This window comes from Marinobacterium zhoushanense (assembly GCF_014641945.1).
Lineage (GTDB): Bacteria > Pseudomonadota > Gammaproteobacteria > Pseudomonadales > Balneatricaceae > Marinobacterium_D > Marinobacterium_D zhoushanense.
Genome location: NZ_BMIJ01000002.1, coordinates 410402 through 424326 on the forward strand (window position 1 = coordinate 410402; position 13925 = coordinate 424326).

13 protein-coding genes and 1 other RNA gene are annotated in these 13925 nt (G+C 59.2%); 4 read left to right on the forward strand and 10 right to left on the reverse strand.

The annotated features are described in order from the left end of the window. Position 1: 1 nt before the first annotated feature. The 6 genes from IEX40_RS06085 to mraZ are packed head-to-tail and all read right to left on the reverse strand — an operon-like array spanning position 2 to position 6454. Complete coding sequence (locus IEX40_RS06085) at positions 2-1399, reverse strand: UDP-N-acetylmuramoyl-tripeptide--D-alanyl-D-alanine ligase (RefSeq protein ID WP_188746306.1); 1398 nt, start codon at positions 1397-1399, stop codon at positions 2-4. Then, positions 1396-2907, reverse strand: a complete 1512-nt coding sequence (locus tag IEX40_RS06090; protein ID WP_229680618.1) for a UDP-N-acetylmuramoyl-L-alanyl-D-glutamate--2,6-diaminopimelate ligase — start codon at positions 2905-2907, stop codon at positions 1396-1398. The genes IEX40_RS06085 and IEX40_RS06090 overlap by 4 nt, the downstream gene beginning before the upstream one ends. Next, positions 2904-4649, reverse strand: coding sequence for a peptidoglycan D,D-transpeptidase FtsI family protein (locus IEX40_RS06095; protein WP_188746308.1), 1746 nt, complete (start codon positions 4647-4649; stop codon positions 2904-2906). Before IEX40_RS06095 ends, IEX40_RS06090 begins: the two co-directional genes overlap by 4 nt. Beyond that, a complete protein-coding gene (ftsL, locus tag IEX40_RS06100) occupies positions 4636-5043 on the reverse strand; it encodes a cell division protein FtsL (protein ID WP_188746310.1) in 408 nt (135 codons plus the stop codon). The genes IEX40_RS06095 and ftsL overlap by 14 nt, the downstream gene beginning before the upstream one ends. Beyond that, a complete protein-coding gene (gene rsmH, locus IEX40_RS06105) occupies positions 5040-5978 on the reverse strand; it encodes a 16S rRNA (cytosine(1402)-N(4))-methyltransferase RsmH (RefSeq protein WP_188746312.1) in 939 nt (312 codons plus the stop codon). Before rsmH ends, ftsL begins: the two co-directional genes overlap by 4 nt. Before the next feature lie 20 nt (positions 5979-5998). Then, a complete protein-coding gene (gene mraZ / locus IEX40_RS06110) occupies positions 5999-6454 on the reverse strand; it encodes a division/cell wall cluster transcriptional repressor MraZ (protein WP_188746688.1) in 456 nt (151 codons plus the stop codon). Positions 6455-6897: 443 nt separating this feature from the next. Between mraZ and IEX40_RS06115 the strand changes: the two genes are divergently transcribed. Continuing rightward, positions 6898-7719, forward strand: coding sequence for an SEL1-like repeat protein (locus IEX40_RS06115; RefSeq protein ID WP_188746314.1), 822 nt, complete (start codon positions 6898-6900; stop codon positions 7717-7719). Between the two features lie 21 nt (positions 7720-7740). Here the strand turns inward: IEX40_RS06115 and IEX40_RS06120 are convergent, their stop codons facing one another. Together IEX40_RS06120 and IEX40_RS06125 are read right to left on the reverse strand one after the other, a co-directional pair. Continuing rightward, entirely contained in the window at positions 7741-8490 is a 750-nt protein-coding gene (locus tag IEX40_RS06120; protein WP_188746716.1) for a hypothetical protein, read from the reverse strand. 17 nt (positions 8491-8507) lie between these two features. Further along, on the reverse strand, positions 8508-8702 hold the full coding sequence (locus IEX40_RS06125; protein ID WP_229680619.1) for a hypothetical protein: 195 nt from the start codon (positions 8700-8702) through the stop codon (positions 8508-8510). Between the two features lie 432 nt (positions 8703-9134). On the opposite strand from IEX40_RS06125, the gene IEX40_RS06130 reads away from it, so the two are divergent. Beyond that, complete coding sequence (locus IEX40_RS06130; protein WP_188746316.1) at positions 9135-10352, forward strand: EAL and HDOD domain-containing protein; 1218 nt, start codon at positions 9135-9137, stop codon at positions 10350-10352. A 62-nt stretch (positions 10353-10414) separates the two neighbouring features. Here IEX40_RS06130 and rnpB read toward each other — a convergent pair. Next, positions 10415-10769, reverse strand: an RNA gene (gene rnpB, locus IEX40_RS06135) — RNase P RNA component class A. Positions 10770-10818: 49 nt separating this feature from the next. Continuing rightward, positions 10819-11661 carry a 16S rRNA (cytidine(1402)-2'-O)-methyltransferase gene (gene rsmI / locus IEX40_RS06140; RefSeq protein WP_188746319.1) on the reverse strand — a complete coding sequence of 281 codons (843 nt, stop codon included), beginning with the start codon at positions 11659-11661 and terminating at the stop codon, positions 10819-10821. Between the two features lie 34 nt (positions 11662-11695). Here rsmI and IEX40_RS06145 point away from each other — a divergent pair, with 34 nt between their 5' ends. Further along, positions 11696-13549, forward strand: coding sequence for a penicillin-binding protein activator (locus IEX40_RS06145; protein ID WP_188746320.1), 1854 nt, complete (start codon positions 11696-11698; stop codon positions 13547-13549). Between the two features lie 12 nt (positions 13550-13561). Beyond that, a complete protein-coding gene (locus tag IEX40_RS06150; protein WP_188746322.1) occupies positions 13562-13921 on the forward strand; it encodes a YraN family protein in 360 nt (119 codons plus the stop codon). Positions 13922-13925: the final 4 nt, after the last annotated feature.

Consider the following 13925-nt stretch of genomic DNA (forward strand, 5'->3'; position numbering starts at 1 on the left):
GTCAGTGTTCCTCATTCTGCGGGGGCTGCCCGCTCTTCAGGGCGTTCACCGCCCTCTCCATACCTGCGCTGCGCGACCCCTTGGCAAGCAGGGTGCCGGCGCACAGATCCAGTTGCTTCAACGCGTCCATAAAGTCGGCAAAATCGACAAAGTGCCGGGCCATGCAGCCGCCATTGGCAGCGGCCAACGCTGTATGTCGCGACAGCGTACCCACAGTCATCAGCTGTTCCACGCCCCGTTCCGCGGCGTAGCGTCCGACCTCGGCATGCAGCTCAGACGCCTCATCCCCCAGCTCAGCCATATCGCCGAGCAGCAGCGTGTGCGGCCCGGGCTGCGAAACCAGTACATCGATGGCGGCCTTCACCGATCCCGGGTTGGCGTTATAGCTGTCGTCGATCAACAGCGCACCTTGTCCCAGCCTGTATGGATTAAGCCGGCCCGACACCGCCTGAAACCGCTCCAAGCCTTCGACCGCCTCGTCAAGGGCAAACCCCGCCGAGACCCAGGCGGCCGCAGCCGCGGCCGCATTGGCAATATTGTGTCGTCCCATGACACCGAGCTGCACCAGGGCTCGCTCTTTCCCATACACCAGTTCACAGCTCCAGGTGCCGGCGCCGGTCAAGGTCAGATTGGTGGCCTGAAGTTCAGCATCTCGCCCCTCGATAGAGAAGCGGCACACATTGCGGCCCAACTCATTCAGTTTTGCGATCCAGCGCTGTACATGTGGATCATCGGCGTTCACCACCCCGACGCCACCCTCGGCCAACCCCTCGAAAATTTCACCCTTCGCGGAAACGATATTTTCCAGGCTGCCGAACCCCTCCAGGTGAGCCCCCAGCGCATTGGTCAGCACCGCCACCTGCGGCATCGCCATTCTCGTGGTCCGCGCGATCTCGCCTACTGCACTCGCGCCCAGCTCTATGACCGCATACTGATGCTCGGGCGCCAGCTCGAGCAACGTCAGCGGCACGCCGATCTCGTTATTGAGATTGCCCCGCGTGGCCAGGGTCGCCCCCCTGGTTGCCAGCATCGAGGCCAGCATCTCTTTTACACTGGTCTTGCCGCTACTGCCGGTAACGGCAAACAACGGCCCGCTGAACCCGCGCCGGTTATGGCAACCCAGCGCGCCCAGTGCCTGTAAGGTGTCGGCGACAACCAACTGCGGCATCGCGTTATCGATCTCGTGATCGACCACAGCAGCCACAGCCCCCTTCCCAATGGCGTCGCCGACATAATCGTGGGCATCGAAACGTACTCCTCGCAGAGCCACGAATAGATCGCCCTTAGTCACATTTCGGGTATCGGTACAGACGCGAACACAGTGCGCGGCTTCATCCAGCGCAATCGCTCGTGCATCCAGCAGGCCGGCCAGCCGCTTCAGGTTGAAGTCAGCAATCATCCACCCGCTCCTTCACCCGAGGCGCGTACGGAGAGCGCACTGCGGACATGCTCCTGATCACTGAACGCCGAGCGCACACCGTTTACCTCTTGATAGGTTTCATGCCCTTTACCGGCTACGAGCACCATATCGCCTGGAGCGGCGTGCGCGACCGCAAACGCAATAGCCTGCGCCCGGTCCGGTTCGACATGAACCGCCCGCCCCTGTGGAATACCCTGCTGGATCATCTGAATAATGCTGTGTGGATTTTCGGAGCGCGGATTATCGCTGGTCAGCACGATTTCGTCAGCACCTGCTGCAGCAATTTGTCCCATAACCGCACGTTTGGCGTTATCCCGATCGCCGCCACAACCGAATACCGCCCATAAACGGCTACTGCCCTCCATGTGCGCCCGCGTCGCCTGAAGCGCCTTATCCAAAGCATCCGGGGTATGGGCGTAATCGACGATAACGGTTGGCATACCCGGAGCGCTCAGACGCTCCATCCGCCCGCACACCGGTTCCAGCTGCGCCAGCGCCGAGGCAATATTGCTCAACTCAAAGCCCAAGCCACCGAGTAGGGCCGCCACCAACAGCAGATTGGAAACATTGAACTCCCCCAGCAGAGGGGCGGTTACCAGCACCTCACCCCAGGGGGTATGCAACTCGAACATCAAGCCCTGCGCTCGCAGCGTCAGGTGCTCGACATACACCTGTACGCCGCTGTCGTGCAGCGAGAACCCGATACGCTCACCGCCCGCCGGACAGGGCTGGGCAAGCAGCACACGCCCCTCGGCATCGTCCGCGTTGAGAACCTGCAGCGGCGCGCCATAGTCGGTGAATAATCGCGCCTTGGCCTTGGCGTATGCCGCCATATCGCCATGGTAATCGAGATGATCGTGGGTAAGATTGGTGTAAGCCGCAGCGTCGAACTGCACACCGGCCACTCGCCCCTGATCCAACGCGTGACTGGACACCTCCATCACCACCGCCTGCGCCCCTTCGGCTCGCAGGCGCGCCAACTCAGCCTGCAGGCTGATCGGATCAGGCGTGGTATGCGTGGCCTCGCGCAAAAGCCCGGGAAAACCGTTACCCACGGTGCCGATCAAAGCAGCGCGCAGACCGCAGCTGTTAAGCGCCTGAGCCAGATAGTGCGCGCATGAGGTCTTGCCATTGGTGCCGGTAATCCCAATCACTCTCATCTCGCGACTTGGCTCGCCATAAAAGCGGCTTGCAGCATAACCTAACTGGGCATCAAGACCGGCGACCCGCAGTACGGGGATCGAAAACTGCTGTACCGCCTCCTCAGCCAATTCATGCTCGTCCACCACAGCGGCTACAGCACCCTGCAGTGCGGCCTGGCCGATATAATCCGCACCGCGATGCTGTACCCCCGAGCGCGCGAAGAACAGATCGCCCGCCTGCACTTTGCGGCTATCGATACAGAGTCCAGAAACGCGCAGAGCCGCAAGACGTTGCGGCACCTGGGGCAGAAGTTGACTGAGCTGCATTCCCGTGGCGGTCGTCATTTCATCACCACCTGTTGTTTATCAGATCCTGGCCAACTATCCGGCGGCACATTCAGCAGACGCAGAGCGTCCGCCGCCACCCGCGAAAACACTGGGGCGGCAACCTCACCGCCGTAATACTCCTGCCCCTTAGGGTTGTCGACCATCACCGCGATAACGATCCGGGGGTGAGAGGCAGGCGCAATCCCGGCAAAAACCGAGGTATAGCGATCCGATGCATAACCACCGCCGCTGGCCTTATGCGCAGTACCGGTCTTTCCCGCAACCCGGTAACCGGTAACCGCGGCCTGACGCCCCGTCCCTTTGGGTGTAATAACCGTTTCCATCATCGCCAACACTTGATTTGCCACCTGTTCCGGCATCACCCGCTTGGTTTCCGGCTTCTGGTCGCTGCCCACGCGAAGCAGAGAGATCGGCCGCTGCACGCCACCGGAGGCCAACGGCAGGTAAGAATGAGCCAGTTGCAAGGGGGTTACCGATAGACCATAACCGTAGGAGAGGGTCGCCCGCTCGACCGTTTGACGCTCGCTCAGGAAAGGCAGGGTGCCACTGCGCTCACCCGGAAAGCCGGTACCACTGACTTCACCCAAACCGATATTGTGCATCAGGTTGCGTATCGCATCCGGCGCCATATCCAGCGCCAGCCGTGTCACACCGACGTTACTGGACTTGGTGATGATGCCGGTCAGATCGAGCACGCCATAATTACGGTGATCGCGAATCGTCGCGTTGCGTACACGAATATACCCTGGGGAGGTATCCAGCTCGGTTTCCGGTGTATAGCGTCCGGTCATCAGTGCGGTCGCCACCGTCAACGGCTTCATCGTTGATCCGGGCTCGAAGATATCGGTCATAGCGCGGTTGCGTAGCGCCGAGGTGAGCAGGTTGCTGCGATCATTGGGGTTATACGAGGGCTGATTAACCATCGCCAGCACTTCACCGGTGCGCACGTCGAGCACCACCACCGACCCGGAATCCGCTTGATGGGTATTCACCGCATCCTTGAGCTCCCGGTAGGCCAGATACTGCAGCCGCAGATCGATGCTCAGCGCCAAGTCCTGACCGGGTTCGGCCGGCGCCAGCGAACGGATGTGCTTGATAGTGCGACCGGTTCTGTCCTTCATCACCAGTTTGCGACCCGGCTCGCCACGCAGCCCTTCGTTAAATGCCAGCTCAAGCCCCTCCTGCCCCTCGCCGTCAACGCTGGTGAAACCCACCAGATGTGTCGTCACCTCGGCTGCGGGGTAGTAGCGCTTGTACTCCTGATCCACATGGATGCCACTGATATCGAGCGCCGCTACACTTTCGGCGAGCTCGGGTGTTACCTGACGTTTCAAGTAAAGAAAGCGACGATCGCGGTCAGCATTCAGCTCACGCAGCAGATCCTCGCGCGACATATCGATCAACTGCGCCAACTGACGCATGCGCGGATTTTGCAGATCGACCAATTTCGGGTCGGCCCAGATCGTTGCAACCGGAGCACTGACCGCCAACGGCTCGCCATTGCGATCGGTGATCAGGCCTCGGTGGGCAGGCAACAGCATAGTGCGCAGTGTTCGGGCATCGCCCTGGCTACGCAGGAACGCCTGATCCTCGGTCGAGAGCGACAGCATCTTGGTTAGAATACCGCCGGCGATCAGCACCAACAGAGCGAACACCAGCCACAGCCGCCAACTGCGTGCTGCCATAGCCTGGACGCTCTGCTCGTCTTTGCTCTTCACTGTTGGGTTATCGCGACTCATTCCGTACGATCTCTATCCCTTCCGCTTCCGGGATCCTCATATCCAGCTTTTTCTCTGCCTGAGTTTCCACACGGTTGTTGGCACTCCAGGCACTCTCCTCTAGCAATAGCTGGCCCCACTCCACCTGCAACTCATCACCTTGCGAACTCAATATTTGATGCCGATTGAACAGATTCCGATATTCGTACGCTGAGTAGATCACCAGCAGCGCGGATACCAGCGCCAAGGCGATCATGATTGCCAGCACGCCAGCCGGCTTGATTAATTCAGCAACACCGAGCAGTTGCTCCGGAGCGGCACGCAGGGCAGTGACCTTATCCGAGGCTCCAGGTTCCTGAGCTGACCGAATAAACAGCGCTTTCACCCTCTCCAGCCGCTGCCGGAAAACCTTCATGCCGTTTTTACCGCCACTCGCATCACGGCACTGCGGGCTCGCGGATTCGCCTGGACCTCTGCCGCCGACGCTTTCACCGCTTTCCCCTCCGCTTTCAGGCGTTGCTGCAGCATCTCCTGGGTCACCGGAATCCCCGGTGGCAGATGCTCATCCCCCTTCACATGCTTGCGGATGAACCTTTTCACCAGGCGATCCTCAAGCGAATGGAAACTGATGACGACCAGGCGCCCACCCACAGCCAACACATTCAGTGATTGCTCAAGTACCTGCTCGATATCTTCCAACTCCCGGTTGATATGGATACGGATACCCTGAAACGCCCGGGTCGCCGGATGCTTCCCCTTCTCCCAGCGCGGATTGGCCTCGGAGATGATCGAGGCCAGTCGAGCTGTGCGAGTGATCGGTGACTCCTGTCTGGCGTTGACGATTGCCTTGGCCATGCGCCGGGAGAAACGCTCCTCGCCATAGGTAAACAGGACATCTGCGATCTCCCCTTCTCCGGCACGGTTTATCCAGTCGGCCGCACTCTCCCCGCGACTTGTATCCATCCGCATATCCAGCGGACCATCATTAAGGAAGCTAAAGCCGCGATCCGGGTCATCCAGCTGGGGAGAACTGACCCCCAGATCGAGCAGGATACCGGCCACCTGCTCGGACATACCGGCAGCCTCGACAAAGTGCTGAAGTTCGGAAAAGGAACCATGGCAAATCTGGAATCGCGGTTCATCGGCAAAGCATGTTTCAGCGTGACGGATCGCCGCCGGATCCTTATCGATCGCCATCAAACGCCCGGTATTGCTTAACCGGCTCAGGATGCGTTCGGAGTGCCCTCCACGACCGAAGGTACCGTCCACATAAAAGCCGTCTGGATCCGCCACAAGAGCGGAGACAGCCTCCTCCAGCAGCACCGTTGTATGGCTGAACTCTTGTGGCATGACGCCAGGCCCCTTCTTGTTTACAGTGAAAGTGTTTGCATATCCTCGGGAAGTACGGCACCCGCTTCGACATCCTGCAGATACTCGTCCCGAGTCGTATTCCAGAGTTCCTCGCTCCAGATTTCGAATTTCCGCCCCTGCCCCAGCAGCACGATACGCTTGTCCAACCCGGCATATTCGCGCAGCGGAGCCGGCATCAACAGGCGCCCGGCGCCATCCATATCGAGATCAGTAGCATGACCGATCAATAAGCGCTGAATGCGTCGTGCCGCCGGATTAAAACTGGGCAAGGCTTCTATCTTGGCCTGGATCTCGTCCCACTCCGGTTGTGGATAGAGCAGTAGACATTTGGATTCGGTATCGATGGTGGCCACCATCTTGCCGTCGCAATGCTCCGCAATCGACTCGCGATAGCGGGCCGGGATCGCCAGGCGCCCCTTGCTATCGAGGTTGATCGGATTGACTCCGCGGAACATGATCCCCATCGGGGCTCTCCAAAATTACCCACTTTTACCCACTTTAAACCACTATGCGACACTATAGGTAGGAAGACCAGCCAAATCAAGGCTGGTCACTTTGCTACGAACTCAGGCAAAGACCGATACTGAATCCATTTCATTTACCCAGACAGCAACATTGATAACGCGCCAAAAACCCACCAACCATCAGAACGAGAATTCAAGCCACTGGTCACCTAACGAGCAGTCGACATAAGGCGAAAAATGGACCAACCCGACAACCAACGAGAGCGACTCATCAGCTGTCCATCGACAACCTGGCTAGAAAAAACTGATACATGCGGAAACTTATAGGCCGCAGAACTCTCGAAAACTTTCATGCGCAACACTCAACCTATATCCGCGCCCATCATACCTGGGCCAAACATACCAACCCGACACGAAAAAGGAGCTGTCGAAACATGAAACCCGCACTTGCCCTGGCATTTGCTACCGCATTAACACTCGGTGGATGCACCCAACTGCAACTACTCAACGCCAACAAACCTACCCAGGACCTGGCACAGAAGGCCGATGCAGGCGACGTCGAATCGCAGTATCAAATGGGGCTGCATTTCACTGCCGGCGCCGACATCCAACAGAACTATGCACAGGGCCTGAGTTATTTCCGCAAAGCCGCAGCGAACGGACACACAGGAGCACAGTACATGCTCGGCATGGGCTATTACCTTGGACGCGGAACCGCACAAGACTATGCAGAAGCTCGCCAATGGCTCGAACTGGCCGCGGCAAAACACCACCGCGAAGCGATGCACTACCTCGGCGAGATTTACCTTAATGGCTATGGAACCCGGGCTGAACCTGCCTGGGGTATCCACTGGATAGGACAGTCCGCGGAGATGGGCTACTCCGAAGCGCAATACCTGCTCGGAACCAGCTATCTGACCGGGATAGGCAACACAAAAAACCGTAATCAAGGGTTGCGCTGGCTCAGCATCGCGGCTAACGGAGGCAGCCTGCGCGCCAAAGAGCTGCTCAAACAGATCGACCAACGACCAGCCACTAGCCGCTTCACCGCGATCACAAGAGAACTAAGCGCTCTGAACAAGCGCTACCGGATCCGCTACGCACAAACGCGACTGAATAGCCTGGGGTTTACCGCAGGACCAGCCGATGGCGTATGGGGAGAACAGACAGAGAACGCTTCCCTCCGGTTCATGAAACGCAGCGCCTCGCTTGACGAGCTGATCGAGACGCTGCGTTTGCAACCCGAGAAGCACTAGACTTCCCAGGACTCTGAAAGCTTAGCTTTCAGAGTCCGAGGTCAGATCCGCAACTTCATCTTGAACCGACGAAGTAATACCCAGCAGATCATTCACTTCGGCGACTACCTCAGGCGAAAGCGACTTGTTCGCCGCTTCTGCCAGCGCCGTTACCTCATTCTGCGCCTGCTCACCCAATGCCCCTTCAACCTCAGCCAGATCGGCAGCAGCTTCGTCGTAAGCGGTCTGAGCCGCAGCGATATCAGCTTCGGCATCGGTAACCGCAGTTTCAGCACCGGCCACTGCAGCCTCCGCGTCCGCTACCGCGGTCTCAGCACTGGCCACGGAGGCCTGGGCGTCATCCACCGCCGACTGCGCGTCATTGACAGCCGTCTGCGCACCCTCAACCTCTTCCGCTGTCGCGGTTTCATCCAGCGCAGCCTGAGCATCGAGCGCAGACTGCAGATCAGCCTCAGCCTGAGTTAGATCATCCTGAGCAGCCGTGAGATCAGCCTGAGCAACAGTGACATCTTCCTGAACAGTCGCCAGGCTCTGCTGAGCAGCGGCCAGCTCATCCTGCGCCAAGGCAAGATCCTCCTCTGCCGCCGCGGCAACTTCAGCCAAGGCATCAATTTCAGCTGCCAGATCGACGCCCGCTTGTACGGTGGCCTCATACGCGGCAATCAAGCCAACGCGTGAGTTGGGTGCGGCATGCGCGCGTGCGTTTGCAGATGCATGGGCGGCATTGAGCGCACCGAGCGAACTCGCCAGCGCCCCCCTGCTGTTACCCAAACCATGCGCACCTCCGGCTATATCGCCATCGCGACCATAGGCATTACCCTTTCCTTTACCTCCAGCGCCGGCACCACCAGCGCCGGCAGTGTCAGGGCCATGGCCACCGCCGTTTCCACCGCCGTTTCCACCGCCGTTTCCGCCGCCGTTTCCGCCGCCGTTTCCGCCGCCATTTCCGCCGCCGTTGCCGCCGCCATCACCGCCTTTAGCATGCGCTTGGCTTCCCAGATCAATCTGTGGCAATTGATCAACCAGCACAGGTGTAACGGCGAGTCCCATTATTGTTAAAACAGATACAGTTAGTTTTTTAATTCCCATCGGACACCTCCAGCTAAACGTCCGTTTGAAACTCTAGCAAAAATTGCTAGAGCTTGCAGTGGACAATCGAATAAACATGACGTTCAACAACTTTCAGACTTTCACCGAAGAAGAGCACGATAGACGCCGAAAATGACTTCAAATAGTTACAAAACAAAAGCCTTGCATACGAATGTTCTCGACATTAGCGGATAAGATACAAAGCGCATAAAAAGAACGCTCAGGTTTTTTACCGCGGCGAGAGCATGCCAATGAGCCTAGCTCTGGAATCCGTCTCCGAATTACATCAGAATCCCCCCTATCCTCCACCGACCGCATTCGGACACATGAAACTCGACATACTGCTCGCTCGCCAACCGATCTTCGATCGCGACCTGAAGGTGGTCGGATACGAACTACTGTACCGCAGCGCGCCCGACTTTACGCGCGCGGTACTCTCCTCAGCCGACACCTGCCGCGCCACCTGCGAGGTACTGCTCAACACCTATACCAGTGTCTTCGATTCCGGCAGCTATCGCCTGCTGCCGGCCTTTGTCAATTTTGGCGAACGCCTGTTACTCGACAACCAGCTCCCGTCACTGCCGCGGGAGCACCTGGTACTCGAGATCCTAGAAGACGTCCCCCCCTCTCCACCGGTGATTGCCCGCCTGAAAGCACTGCGCAAAGCCGGCTTCAAGCTCGCTCTGGATGACTTTGTCCTGAAACCGGGCTATGAACCCTTGTTGGAGCTGGCTCACATCGTCAAGCTGGACGTACGCCAGCTCGGCCCCCAACTGCTGGAGGAGCAGGTAGACAAGATCAAATCCTACCCCGCAACACTGCTGGCCGAAAAAGTGGAAACCACAGAGGAACTGGAGCTGTGCCGTGCACTCGGCTTCAAACTGTTCCAGGGCTTTTTCCTGAGCCGCCCACAATTGGTGTCCGGGCGCCAGCTGTCGTCAAACCGCCTGATACTGCTTGAACTGCTCGCCGCCTTGAATCAGGAAGAGGTCTCGGTAACGGTATTGGAGAAGGTGATCAATCAAGACCCGCAGCTGTGCGTTAAGATTCTGCGTTTGTTGAATTCGGCACAGTTCGCGCTGCGCAGAGAGGTTTCGAGCATAGCCGAAGCGATTACCCTGCTGGGACTGGAGGAGTTGCGCCGCTGGACACTGCTGATCAGCCTGACCACTCCACATAGCCATCAGCCACCGGAACTCTCGCGACAGATTCTGACCCGCGCCGCCATGTGCGAACAGCTCGCCATTGCCAGCGGCCTGGTGCGCCAGGACAGCGCCTTCATGGCAGGCCTGCTGTCCGGCCTGGACGCCCTTTTCGCCATGCCACTGGCCTCAATAGTGGAACATCTGCCACTGAATGATGCCTTGCGTCGATCGGTACTGTTCCGCGAAGGGGATCTGGGACTACTGATCAACGAAAGCCAAGCCTGCCTGGAAGCTCGCTGGGATCAACTATCCGGTAGATTCGACGACACCACGCTCAGCAACGCCGAGCAAGAAGCGCTCAACTGGGTACTGGAAGCCACCCAAGCAATTCGAGATTAATAACGGTAGATTCGCCCCCCTGAATACAATTTCAAGGGGACCAAAATAGCGAACCGAGGGGAGATGGGAGTCTGCCGGTAAGCCGGGTTTTGTCGTGGACAATCATTCATCTAGGACCTGCGTCACCACAGGTCTCAAGCAACCTACCCGGACCCGGCGCGGGCCACGCCTTAAGGGTCCCTATTTGGTCTTGCTCCGGGTGGGGTTTTCCATCGCCGTGGAGTGTTACCACCCACGCGGTGCGCTCTTACCGCACCATTTCAACCTTACCGGCACTCCGAAGAGTGCTTAGGCGGTATACTTTCTGTTGCACTTTCCGTCGGCTCGCGCCGCCCAGACGTTATCTGGCACCCTGCCCTATAGAGCCCGGACTTTCCTCCCCTGCGCGAACGCAGCAGCGATTGTCTGGCAGACTCCCGGCGCGCAGTATAGCGATGACCTCAAGGCAAGGCAATTAACCTCACTACTAGCCCCCCCCTTGACCGATCAGCGCCTGATAGAGCTTGCTCTTCTTCACCCCGGTAATCTTTTCCGCCAGCGCCGCCGCCTTTTTCGGTGGCAGCTCTTCGCCCAATAGCTGGAGAATTCGCCGCACCTCAGGATCGATTTCGACCGCCACCTTTTCGACAGCACCATGCACCAGCACAACGAACTCGCCCTTCTGCTGATTAGGATCGGCACTCATCCATTCGAGCAGTTCTTTCAACTCGCCGCCCCGGATGGTCTCGAATGTTTTGGTCAGCTCACGCGCTACTACCGCATAACGATCATCGCCAAAAACCGCTCCCATATCCTCCAGGCTGGCCAGGATACGGTGCGTCGACTCGTAAAACACCAATGTCGGCAGCTGATCTTTGAGCGCCTCGAGACGCTGCTTCCTAGCCCCGCTCTTCGGCGGCAGAAAGCCCTCGAACAGAAAACGATCTGAGGGCAGTCCCGAAGCGCTCAGCGCCGCGATAAAGGCGCAACTTCCCGGTACCGGCGACACCCGAAACCCCGCATCGCGCACAGCGCGCACCAGGAAAAAGCCCGGATCGGAGATCAGCGGCGTACCCGCGTCGGAAACCAGCGCGATCTGCTCGCCCTGCTGCAGATGCCTGATAACCAGATCCGCGCGTTGACGCTCGTTGTGATCATGCACTGAAATCATCGGGGCTTTAATGTTAAAGTGCGCGAGCAGGCGACCCGTGTGGCGAGTATCTTCCGCCGCGATGAGGTCGGCAACGGCGAGCACCTCCTGCGCTCGAGGTGAGAGATCGCCAAGATTGCCTATAGGGGTCGCCACTATATAAAGAACGGGTTCCGACATCTTTATCCATCCATACATCCGGGTGTCCGAGTATATGATGAATAGAACGAGACTGCCTCTGTGCATCCTGCTGATATCGCTTTTAAGCGCCTGTGCCACGCCGCCGGCCACGACGCGCGCGCCCGAACAGCGCTCTCAGGTAGAGCAACTGCTTGCCAGCGCTGACAGCGCGCCCGCCATCCAGGCCGCCGAGCTCCGCTTTAAGGCCGCACAGTTGCTGTTCCGTGCGGGCAAGGATGCGGAAGCTCGCGCTCTGCTCGACCGAATCGACACCCGCGTACTGCCTCCGGCACTGGCGTTCGACATCGCTCGCCTGAAAGCCACGCAGGCACTGGAACAGAACGAGGGCACCCGAGCTCTGCGCTACCTGGATCGTGCAATACTGCCGCCATCGCTACCCGCCCCTCAGCAAGCCGAACTCGGCGAGCTGCGCGCCCAGGCTTACGCGCAACAGCTGCAGCCAATCGCAGCGGCGCGCGAGCTAATTGCCAGCGCGTTGCTGCAGAGCGATCCTGAGCTGCGCCAGCAGCTCCACAACCAGATCTGGCAGATACTGCAGCAAACCCCGGACGAGGAGATCGCACAGGCAACCCAAGCCGCCGGCAACAACTATTACGAACAGGGCTGGTTCGAATTAGCCGCACAGATGCGGGGCGGGGTCGACATCTCGATGGGCGGCAGCGCACTTGTGCAGTGGCGAACCCTTTGGGAGTCACACCCAGCCTACAGCCAACCGCCCGAAGGCGTGGTGGGCAAAGCCCTTCCCCCTCTTGATGTACGTCGTGTCGGCCTGCTGCTGCCACTCAGCGGCAACCTCGCCGAGCCTGCCAGGGCGATCAGTGAAGGGTTCTTCGCCGCGATGATGGCCGGCAGCTCTCACAACCAGCGCCCAGAGGTAATTTCGATCGACAGTGGCGTCGTCGCCACGCCGGGCCAACTGGCGACAGTGATCACCAGCCAGCAGCTCGATCTGGTGATCGGGCCGTTATCTCGCGACTACGTAGCCCAGATCAGCCAGGCAGCCCCCTTGCCGGCACCGATATTGGCTCTAAACCAGGCCGACCGTGTCAGCTCTGGCGTCTACCATCTGGATCTGGCGTCCGAACAGGAGGCGATACTGGTGGCACAACGTGCCTGGCAGGAGGGCCACCATCGGGTCGCCGTCATTGTGCCCGATGCCCCCTGGGGACAGAGACTGGCGGAAACCTTTACCCAGGCGCTCAACACACTCGGCGGCACCGTATCCGCCCAGCTCAACTACAGGTCGGGCGAGGATCTATCAAGCCAGATCGGTAGCCTGTTGCTGACCGATCGCAGCCAAGCGCGGGCGCGCGAGGTCCGCCGGGTGATTGGAACCCGATTCGAGTTCGACGAAAACCCGCGCGACGATATCGATGCCATCTTGATGACCGCACTACCGCAGGATGCACGCCAGATAAAACCGATGCTGGCATTTCACTTTGCCGGCGACCTGCCGGTCTATGCCACTTCGCATCTCTACGAAGGCTCGGCCGACCCGGTTCGCGACGTGGACCTAAACGGCATCCGTTTTCTCGATCTACCCTGGACACTGCAGCCTGCCAGCCCTGCCCACGAAGTGTTGCGCTCATCCCGCACGGACGTGGATGGCCGGTTCGGCCGCCTCTACGCTCTGGGCGTTGATGCTTTCAACCTCTACCCCTTCCTGCCCGAACTCGGCAACAATCCCGGCGCCTTTATCGAAGGCGAAACCGGCAAGCTGATGCTATCACCTCAGCTTCGGGTCAACCGAGAGCTGCCCTGGGCGATGTTCAACAATGGTGTACCTGAGCTGCTGCCGCCGCTGGAGGCGCCGATGCCAACATTCGGCGATGGCCCGCCAACGCTGGCAGCACCACAAACCCCCTGACTGGAGAATGCGATGGATCGCAAGCAAACCGGCAAGGATGCCGAACAGAATGCAGAACGGTTTCTTAATCAACAGGGCCTGAGAACCCTGATTCGAAACGCCCACTGCCGAATGGGCGAGATCGATCTGGTCATGCTGGAGCAGGACACGATTGTGTTCGTCGAGGTGCGCAAGCGGCGCCATCGTCAGTATGGCGGCGCCGCCCAGTCAGTGGATTACCACAAACAGCGCAAGCTGATTCAGACCGCGCGTTACCTGATGCTGAGCCACCCGCAATGGGGCAGCCAGCCCTGCCGCTTCGACGTCGTCGCCTTCGAGGCAGAACAGGCCGATCAAGCGCCCACCTGGTACCGGGACGCCTTCCGACCATGAGCAA

Excerpts from the sequence above, each read along its gene's own strand:
- IEX40_RS06115 (WP_188746314.1), top strand. The coding sequence starts at position 6,898 with ATGAAACCCGCACTTGCCCTGGCATTTGCTACCGCATTAACACTCGGT.
- mraZ (WP_188746688.1), bottom strand. The coding sequence starts at position 6,454 with ATGTTCCGCGGAGTCAATCCGATCAACCTCGATAGCAAGGGGCGCCTG.
- IEX40_RS06125 (WP_229680619.1), bottom strand. The coding sequence starts at position 8,702 with ATGCTAAAGGCGGTGATGGCGGCGGCAACGGCGGCGGAAATGGCGGCG.
- IEX40_RS06095 (WP_188746308.1), bottom strand. The coding sequence starts at position 4,649 with ATGAGTCGCGATAACCCAACAGTGAAGAGCAAAGACGAGCAGAGCGTC.
- IEX40_RS06130 (WP_188746316.1), top strand. The coding sequence starts at position 9,135 with ATGAAACTCGACATACTGCTCGCTCGCCAACCGATCTTCGATCGCGAC.
- IEX40_RS06150 (WP_188746322.1), top strand. The coding sequence starts at position 13,562 with ATGGATCGCAAGCAAACCGGCAAGGATGCCGAACAGAATGCAGAACGG.
- IEX40_RS06085 (WP_188746306.1), bottom strand. The coding sequence starts at position 1,399 with ATGATTGCTGACTTCAACCTGAAGCGGCTGGCCGGCCTGCTGGATGCA.
- ftsL (WP_188746310.1), bottom strand. The coding sequence starts at position 5,043 with ATGAAGGTTTTCCGGCAGCGGCTGGAGAGGGTGAAAGCGCTGTTTATT.
- IEX40_RS06145 (WP_188746320.1), top strand. The coding sequence starts at position 11,696 with ATGATGAATAGAACGAGACTGCCTCTGTGCATCCTGCTGATATCGCTT.
- rsmH (WP_188746312.1), bottom strand. The coding sequence starts at position 5,978 with ATGCCACAAGAGTTCAGCCATACAACGGTGCTGCTGGAGGAGGCTGTC.
- IEX40_RS06090 (WP_229680618.1), bottom strand. The coding sequence starts at position 2,907 with ATGACGACCGCCACGGGAATGCAGCTCAGTCAACTTCTGCCCCAGGTG.
- rsmI (WP_188746319.1), bottom strand. The coding sequence starts at position 11,661 with ATGTCGGAACCCGTTCTTTATATAGTGGCGACCCCTATAGGCAATCTT.